At 63.1% G+C, this 6,288-nt stretch carries 5 protein-coding genes; 3 read left to right on the top strand and 2 right to left on the bottom strand.

Going from position 1 to position 6,288, the window contains the following annotated elements; translation table 11 throughout:
- Together KMAL_RS15745 and KMAL_RS15740 are read left to right on the top strand one after the other, a co-directional pair.
- Positions 1-1,393, top strand: a 1,393-nt coding sequence (locus KMAL_RS15745) for a TolC family protein (RefSeq protein ID WP_239020180.1), incomplete at its 5' end; no start/stop codon positions are given.
- Positions 1,394-1,550: 157 nt separating this feature from the next.
- Complete coding sequence (locus tag KMAL_RS15740) at positions 1,551-2,870, top strand: hemolysin family protein (RefSeq protein WP_180999859.1); 1,320 nt, start codon at positions 1,551-1,553, stop codon at positions 2,868-2,870.
- 53 nt (positions 2,871-2,923) lie between these two features.
- Here the strand turns inward: KMAL_RS15740 and ahpF are convergent, their stop codons facing one another.
- Together ahpF and ahpC are read right to left on the bottom strand one after the other, a co-directional pair.
- Positions 2,924-4,534, bottom strand: coding sequence for an alkyl hydroperoxide reductase subunit F (gene ahpF / locus KMAL_RS15735; RefSeq protein ID WP_110096444.1), 1,611 nt, complete (start codon positions 4,532-4,534; stop codon positions 2,924-2,926).
- A gap of 77 nt (positions 4,535-4,611) precedes the next feature.
- Complete coding sequence (gene ahpC, locus KMAL_RS15730) at positions 4,612-5,175, bottom strand: alkyl hydroperoxide reductase subunit C (RefSeq protein WP_110096443.1); 564 nt, start codon at positions 5,173-5,175, stop codon at positions 4,612-4,614.
- 143 nt (positions 5,176-5,318) lie between these two features.
- On the opposite strand from ahpC, the gene KMAL_RS15725 reads away from it, so the two are divergent.
- Positions 5,319-6,272 carry a hydrogen peroxide-inducible genes activator gene (locus KMAL_RS15725; protein WP_110096442.1) on the top strand — a complete coding sequence of 318 codons (954 nt, stop codon included), beginning with the start codon at positions 5,319-5,321 and terminating at the stop codon, positions 6,270-6,272.
- Positions 6,273-6,288: the final 16 nt, after the last annotated feature.

Below are 6,288 nucleotides of genomic sequence, written 5' to 3'. Positions count from 1 at the left end.
AGAGACAACTCCCAATCTGCTCAAAACGCAGACTGGACGCCATCGCAAAAACCGTCAATCAAATCGCCAAAACCCAGAAATTACCGGCCAAGCACATCAATCAAGGGTTCTTCGATCCCTCCACCTGCTACCGCATTTCGGGATTGCCTTTGGCGGCAGCAACAACAAGAGTTCGGCCGAACGGCTATTCCGCTACAAGGGGCCGATCACGGATTCCGACGAATTCTATGGCGGCATGGCCTCGTGGGAGCCGGACTTCTGGTCCTCCATCCGCAACCGTGTCCGCCTGCAGAAGGATTACGCACAGGAACAGGCCGCCGAATACGCCTCTGCCCGGCTGAGCCTGCAGGCGGAACTGGCCAGCGATTATTTCACCCTGCGCGGACTTGATGCACAGGCCGACATCTATGCCCGCTCGATCAGGTATTACGAGGACTCCCTGCGGGTGACGCGCACGCGCCTGCAGGATCAGGCGGCCTCGCGCCTTGACGTGGCGCGCGCGGAAAACCAGCTCTACACCACGCAGGCGCACCTGCTCGATATCCAGGCGCAGCGCGAGGTGATGGAACATGCCATTGCCGTGCTGGTCAATGTCGCGCCGTCTTCCTTCCATATCGCTGCCGACAGCCACCTGAACGCAACGCGCCTTGCCATTTCCCCCGGCCTGCCGTCCGGACTGCTTGAACGCCGCCCCGACATCGCCATGGCCGAACGCCAGATGGCGCAGGCCAACCGGGCCATCGGCATCGCGCGCGCGGCCTTTTACCCGCATGTCTCCTTCCGCATGGACGGGGGCTTTGGCGATAACGGCTTCAACCTCGCCAACCTCGCCAACAGCATGTGGACCTATGGCGCGACAGTCACGCTGCCGGTCTTTGAGGGCGGGCTGCGGCGCGCGCAACTGCAGCAGAGCTGGTCCGCCTATCGCGAGACACGCGACCATTACCGCATGACGGTCCTGACGGCGTTTCGCGATGTGGAGGACGGCCTGTCCCGCACCCAGCGGCTGGACAGCGAGAACACCCGCCTGCGGGCCGCCGTGGGCGCGGCAAGCCAGACGCAGGAGATCACCATGAACCTCTACAAGGGGGGACTTGCCGCCTATCTCGATGTCCTGATCGCACAGGTCAGCACGCTGGAGGCACGCATCCAGCAGGTCGAGGTCCAGACGCGCTACCTTCAGGCGCAGGTCGGTCTGGTCCGGGCCTGTGGCGGGGGATGGGATGCCTCCCTGCTGCCTGCGCCCAACCGGCTGCCCTCCGTCGGTCCGTTGCAGTATTCCGGCCTGCATGATGCCCGGCCCGCAGGCGATGTCCCCCCGCCACGCACCCGGGGCGAGGAGCCGGAGGACAACCTGACCGGGCCGAACCTGTCCGCCCTGCAGGCAAGGTAGCCTGCCATGCGGGCCGTCCGTGCCCGCATGGCGACATTACATGCGGTATTATTTATAAAAAACATACTTACATGGGGCATGTATCTTTTTTAAAATATATCCATGCCCCATGGGTTTCGTGCTACTTTGGAGGCGTTGTCTCTTAACAGGTGCCCTTGTGATTCTGTTTCTATCCGGCCTGATTTCTCTTGTTCTTCTGGTCGCACTCAATATTTTTATTTCACTTTCGGAAATATCCTTCGCGGCAGCGCGTGACGTCAGGCTCCGCTCCCGCGCGGATGCGGGTGATGAACGCGCCGCCGCCTTCCTGCGCCTGCGCCGTAACAGCGGACAGGTCATGACGGTCCTGCAGATATGCCTCAACGGTGTTGGGGTGCTGGGCGGGATCATCAGTTCGGAAATGCTTGCCCCGTCCCTGACCGGGGGACTCATGGCATGGGGCCTGGGCGAAGCCACCGCCCAGACGCTGGCCGCAACGGTGGGTTTCTTCCTTGTGACCGGCATGTTCGTGCTGTTTGCCGACCTGATCCCCAAGCGCGTCGCGATGAATGCGCCCGACAAGGTCGCCCTTGCGGTCGGGTGGTTCCCGGCCATGGCGCTGAAACTGCTCTATCCCCTTGTCTGGGTGTTTTCCAAGATGTCGGATGCCATCCTGCGCGCGCTGAAGATTCCCGCCGCATCGGCGGTCGAACCCGTAACCCCGGAGGACCTGCGCGCCATCCTTGCCGCCGGTACCGCATCAGGCGTCCTGCTGGAGCAGGAGCACCAGATGATCCAGAACGTGCTGGGACTGCAGGATCGCTCCATCACGTCCGCCATGACGCCGCGTGACGAAATCGTGTTCCTCGACCTGCAGGAAAGCCTTGAGGAACAGAAGGCCAAGGTCCGCGCCAAACCCTATTCGCGCTATCCCCTGTGCAATGGGGGCCTTGACAATGTCGTGGGGTCCATCCGGGCGGAAGACGTGCTGGCCGCCGTGGTGGATCGTGTCCCCGCCCCCGGCACGGCATCCCCCGACGACAGGGTGGATTTCGGGGTGCGGCGCGATGTGCTGTCGGTGCCGGAGACGATCAACCTGTGGGATACGCTGGCGCAGTTCGACACGCACGGGGTTGGCTTTGCCCTTGTGGTGAATGAATACGGGCTTGTGGTGGGCCTGATCACGTTCAAGGACATCATGGGGGCGTTGATGGGAGGTGTCGCAAACCCGTTCGAGGAGCAGTTGATCGTCCGGCGCGACGCCAATTCATGGCTGATCGACGGTGCGGCCTCGATCGAGGATGTGCGCCGTGAACTCGACGCCACCGACCTTGATGAGGCCGGTCCCTTTGACACGATCGGCGGCTTTGTCATGCACCGCCTGCGGCGCATGGCGCGCAAGGCCGACCGGGTGGACACGGCGCGCTTCCGCTTCGAAGTGGTCGATGTCGAAGGATTCCGCATCAACCAGTTGCTTGTGACCCGGCTTCAGGGCTGAATGCAGAAACGCCGCCTTCGTGAAAGAAGGCGGCGTCTGGTGAAGATTTTTGATTACTTTGCGGCGGTTTCCAGGACTGCCGCATGCTTTTCCCCGGTGGCCGGGACGCGGATCAGGTAGTCAAAGGCCGAAAGCGCCGCCTTCGCGCCATCACCGATGGCGATGACGATCTGCTTGTATGGCGTTGTCGTGGCATCCCCCGCCGCGAATATCCCCGGGATTGACGTCGCGCCATGGTCATTGACGACAATCTCGCCAAAGTCGGTCAGCCTGACAGTGCCCTTCAGCCAGCCGGTATTGGGCAGCAGGCCGATCTGCACGAACACACCTTCGAGGTCGAGGTGATGATCCGCCCCGTCTCCCCCGCGATAGGTCAGGCCGGTGACATTCTTCCCGTTGCCTTCGATCCGGGTGGTCAGCGCCTCTGTCAGGACCGTGACATTGGGCATGCTGTACAGCTTGTCCTGCAGCACCTTGTCGGCCTTCAGGTGCGATCCGCGCTGCAGCAGCGTGACATGCGCGACAATACCGGCAAGGTCGATCGCGGCCTCGACACCGCTGTTCCCCCCGCCCGCCACCGCAACGCGCTTGCCCTTGTAGAACGGGCCGTCGCAATGCGGGCAATAGGCCACCCCCCTGTTGCGATATTCCTCCTCACCCGGCACGCCGAGGTGACGCCAGTGCGCGCCGGTGGCAAGGATGACCGTGCGGGCATGCAGGATCGCCCCGCTCTCCAGCGCCACGCCATGCAGGCCGCCCGGCTGTGCCGCGGGAAACAGTTCGCTGGCGCGCTGCGAGGAGATCACGTCCACGTCATACTGCCGGACATGGGCTTCCAGCGCTGCGGACAGCTTCGGGCCGTCGGTTTCCTTGACGGAAATGAAATTCTCGATCCCGTCAGTGTCCATCACCTGCCCGCCGAAACGCTCCACCACGATGCCGGTGCGCAGTCCCTTGCGCGCGGCATAGATGGCGGCAGACGCACCCGCCGGGCCGCCACCGATGATCAGCATGTCAAAGGGGGCGATATCCTTCAGCCTTTCCGCCGCGCGCCGGGGCGCGTCCGCATCCAGCTTCGCAAGGATCTGTTCCACATCGGCGCGCCCGGTCTCGAACGGTTCACCGTTGAGGTAGACCTGCGGCACGGACATGATGTTGCGGGCCGCGACCTCGTCCTGGAACAGTGCGCCATCGATCGTGGTATTGTGGATGTTGGGGTTGAGCACGCTCATGGCGTTGAGCGCCTGCACCACGTCCGGGCAGTTCTGGCACGACAGGGCGACGTAGGTCTCGAACGCGTATTTGCCCGGCAGGGCGCGTATCTGCGCAATCACGTCATCCGAAAATTTCGGCGCGTGCCCTGCCACCTGCAGCAACGCCAGCACGAAGGACGTGAATTCATGCCCCATCGGGATGGCCGCAAATGTCACGCCCGCCATGCCCTGCCCCGTGGCGTCCGCACGACGGATGACGAAGGAGGGCCTGCGCGTGGCAACACCCTGCTCCGACACCTGCACCTTGTCGGAAAGGGCGGCGACTTCATGCAGGAGTTCATGCATCTCACGCGATGGGGCACTGTCGTCGAGCGAGGCTTCCAGCACGACCGGATGGGCCAGGTTTGCCAGATACCCCTTGAGCTGCGCCTTGATGGTGTCCTGCAACATGGGAAAGAACTCCGCTTTTTCCGAAAAGGTGGGTGCGATGGCCCGCCCCCGTGAAGGGCCGGGCCACGGACCTGCGATCAGATCTTGCCGACGAGATCCAGCGACGGGGTCAGGGTCGCGCCGCCTTCCTTCCACTTCGCGGGGCAGACTTCGCCCGGGTGGGAGGCAACATACTGCGCGGCCTCGATCTTGCCGAGGAGTTCACTCGCGCTGCGGCCGACGCCGCCTGCCGTGATCTCGATATACTGGATCTTGCCTTCCGGATCGATCAGGAAGGTGCCACGGTCGGCAAGGCCCGCTTCCTCGATCAGCACGTCGAAATTGCGCGCCAGGTGGCCGGTCGGGTCACCGATCATCACATACTTGATCTTGCTGATGGCCGGCGAGGTGTCATGCCATGCCTTGTGCGTGAAATGCTTGTCGGTCGAGACCGAGTAGATTTCCACACCAAGCTTCTGGAACGCGGCATAGTTGTCGGCCAGGTCCTCAAGCTCCGTCGGGCAGACGAACGTGAAGTCGGCCGGATAGAAGAAGAAGACGGACCATTTGCCCTTAACATCGGCATCGGTCACCGTGATGAACTTGCCATTGTGAAAGGCGTCGGCCTTGAAAGGCTTCAGGGGCGAATTGATGCGTGCCATGTGAATGCTCCTCGCTTTCGCTTGTCAGTTGATGACAGGCCAGTTGTCCCACGAACACGGATGACGCGGAAACTGTTTGTTCTGATAGCTCTGATAGGCAGAACCTTTCAATCCCTCCTCAGGAATCCGTTATACCTATACCCATGAGCTATATTCCCCTTTCCGGCCTGTCGCTGCGGGACATCGAATATGTTGTCGCGGTGGACGACCTGCGCAACTTCTCCCGTGCGGCGGAACGCTGTGGCGTAAGCCAGGGCGGCCTGTCGGAGCAGGTGCGCAAGCTTGAAACGCTGCTGGGCGTGGTCCTGTTCGAACGCACCCGCCGCCATGTCGCCCCGACCCCGCAGGGTGCGCGCCTGATCGCGCTGGGCCGCGAGGTGATTGCCGCCGCCCGCGCCATGATCGAGGCCGCGCGCGTGCAGGCGGGACCGCTGGAGGGGATGCTGCGCATCGGTGTCATTGCCACCCTTGGCCCGTATTACGTGCCCAGCCTGCTGCCGCTCCTGCGCCATGCCTATCCGCAACTCCGGCTGCAACTGACTGACAGCCAGACGCTTCCCATGCTGCGGATGCTGCGTCATGACGAACTCGACCTCGTCTTTGCCGCCCTGCCGGTCAGTCATGAAGCCCTGTGCTGCACACCAATTTTTGAAGAGCCGTTTGTCGCCGCCTTTCCTGCGCACCACCCGCTTGCGCACCGCAAGGCACTTGCGATGGGTGACCTTGACGGGCCGGACCTGCTGCTGCTTGAAGAAGGGCACTGCCTGCGCGACCAGGCGCTGGCCCTGTGCGGCATGCCCGCGTATCACGACCGCCAGCGCCTTGCCACCAGCCTGGAAATGCTGTGGCACATGATTGGCGCGGGCGAAGGGTATTCCCTGATCCCCCGCCTGGCCCTGCGCCACCGTGGGGAGTGGGAGGACCTGATCACCACGACACCCCTTGCGGATGCGCGGCGCACCATCGGCCTTGTCTGGCGCGCGTCCGACCCGCGACAGGGGGCATTTCGCGAATTCGCCCGTTTCCTGCGTGAAAACACGCCACCGGGCTGCCTGCCGGTGGCTGATGATACCGCCAGTCCCGATCCGCAGGGGTAGCACCCCGCCCTTCCCG

Source organism: Novacetimonas maltaceti, from assembly GCF_002906255.1.
Taxonomy (GTDB): Bacteria; Pseudomonadota; Alphaproteobacteria; order Acetobacterales; family Acetobacteraceae; genus Novacetimonas; species Novacetimonas maltaceti.
Note: the sequence above shows the minus strand (reverse complement) of the source record. Positions and strands in the feature narration are given on the sequence as shown.

Coding starts and splice junctions, on each gene's coding strand:
- ahpF (WP_110096444.1), bottom strand. CDS start 4,534: ATGTTGCAGGACACCATCAAGGCGCAGCTCAAGGGGTATCTGGCAAAC.
- ahpC (WP_110096443.1), bottom strand. CDS start 5,175: ATGGCACGCATCAATTCGCCCCTGAAGCCTTTCAAGGCCGACGCCTTT.
- KMAL_RS15725 (WP_110096442.1), top strand. CDS start 5,319: ATGAGCTATATTCCCCTTTCCGGCCTGTCGCTGCGGGACATCGAATAT.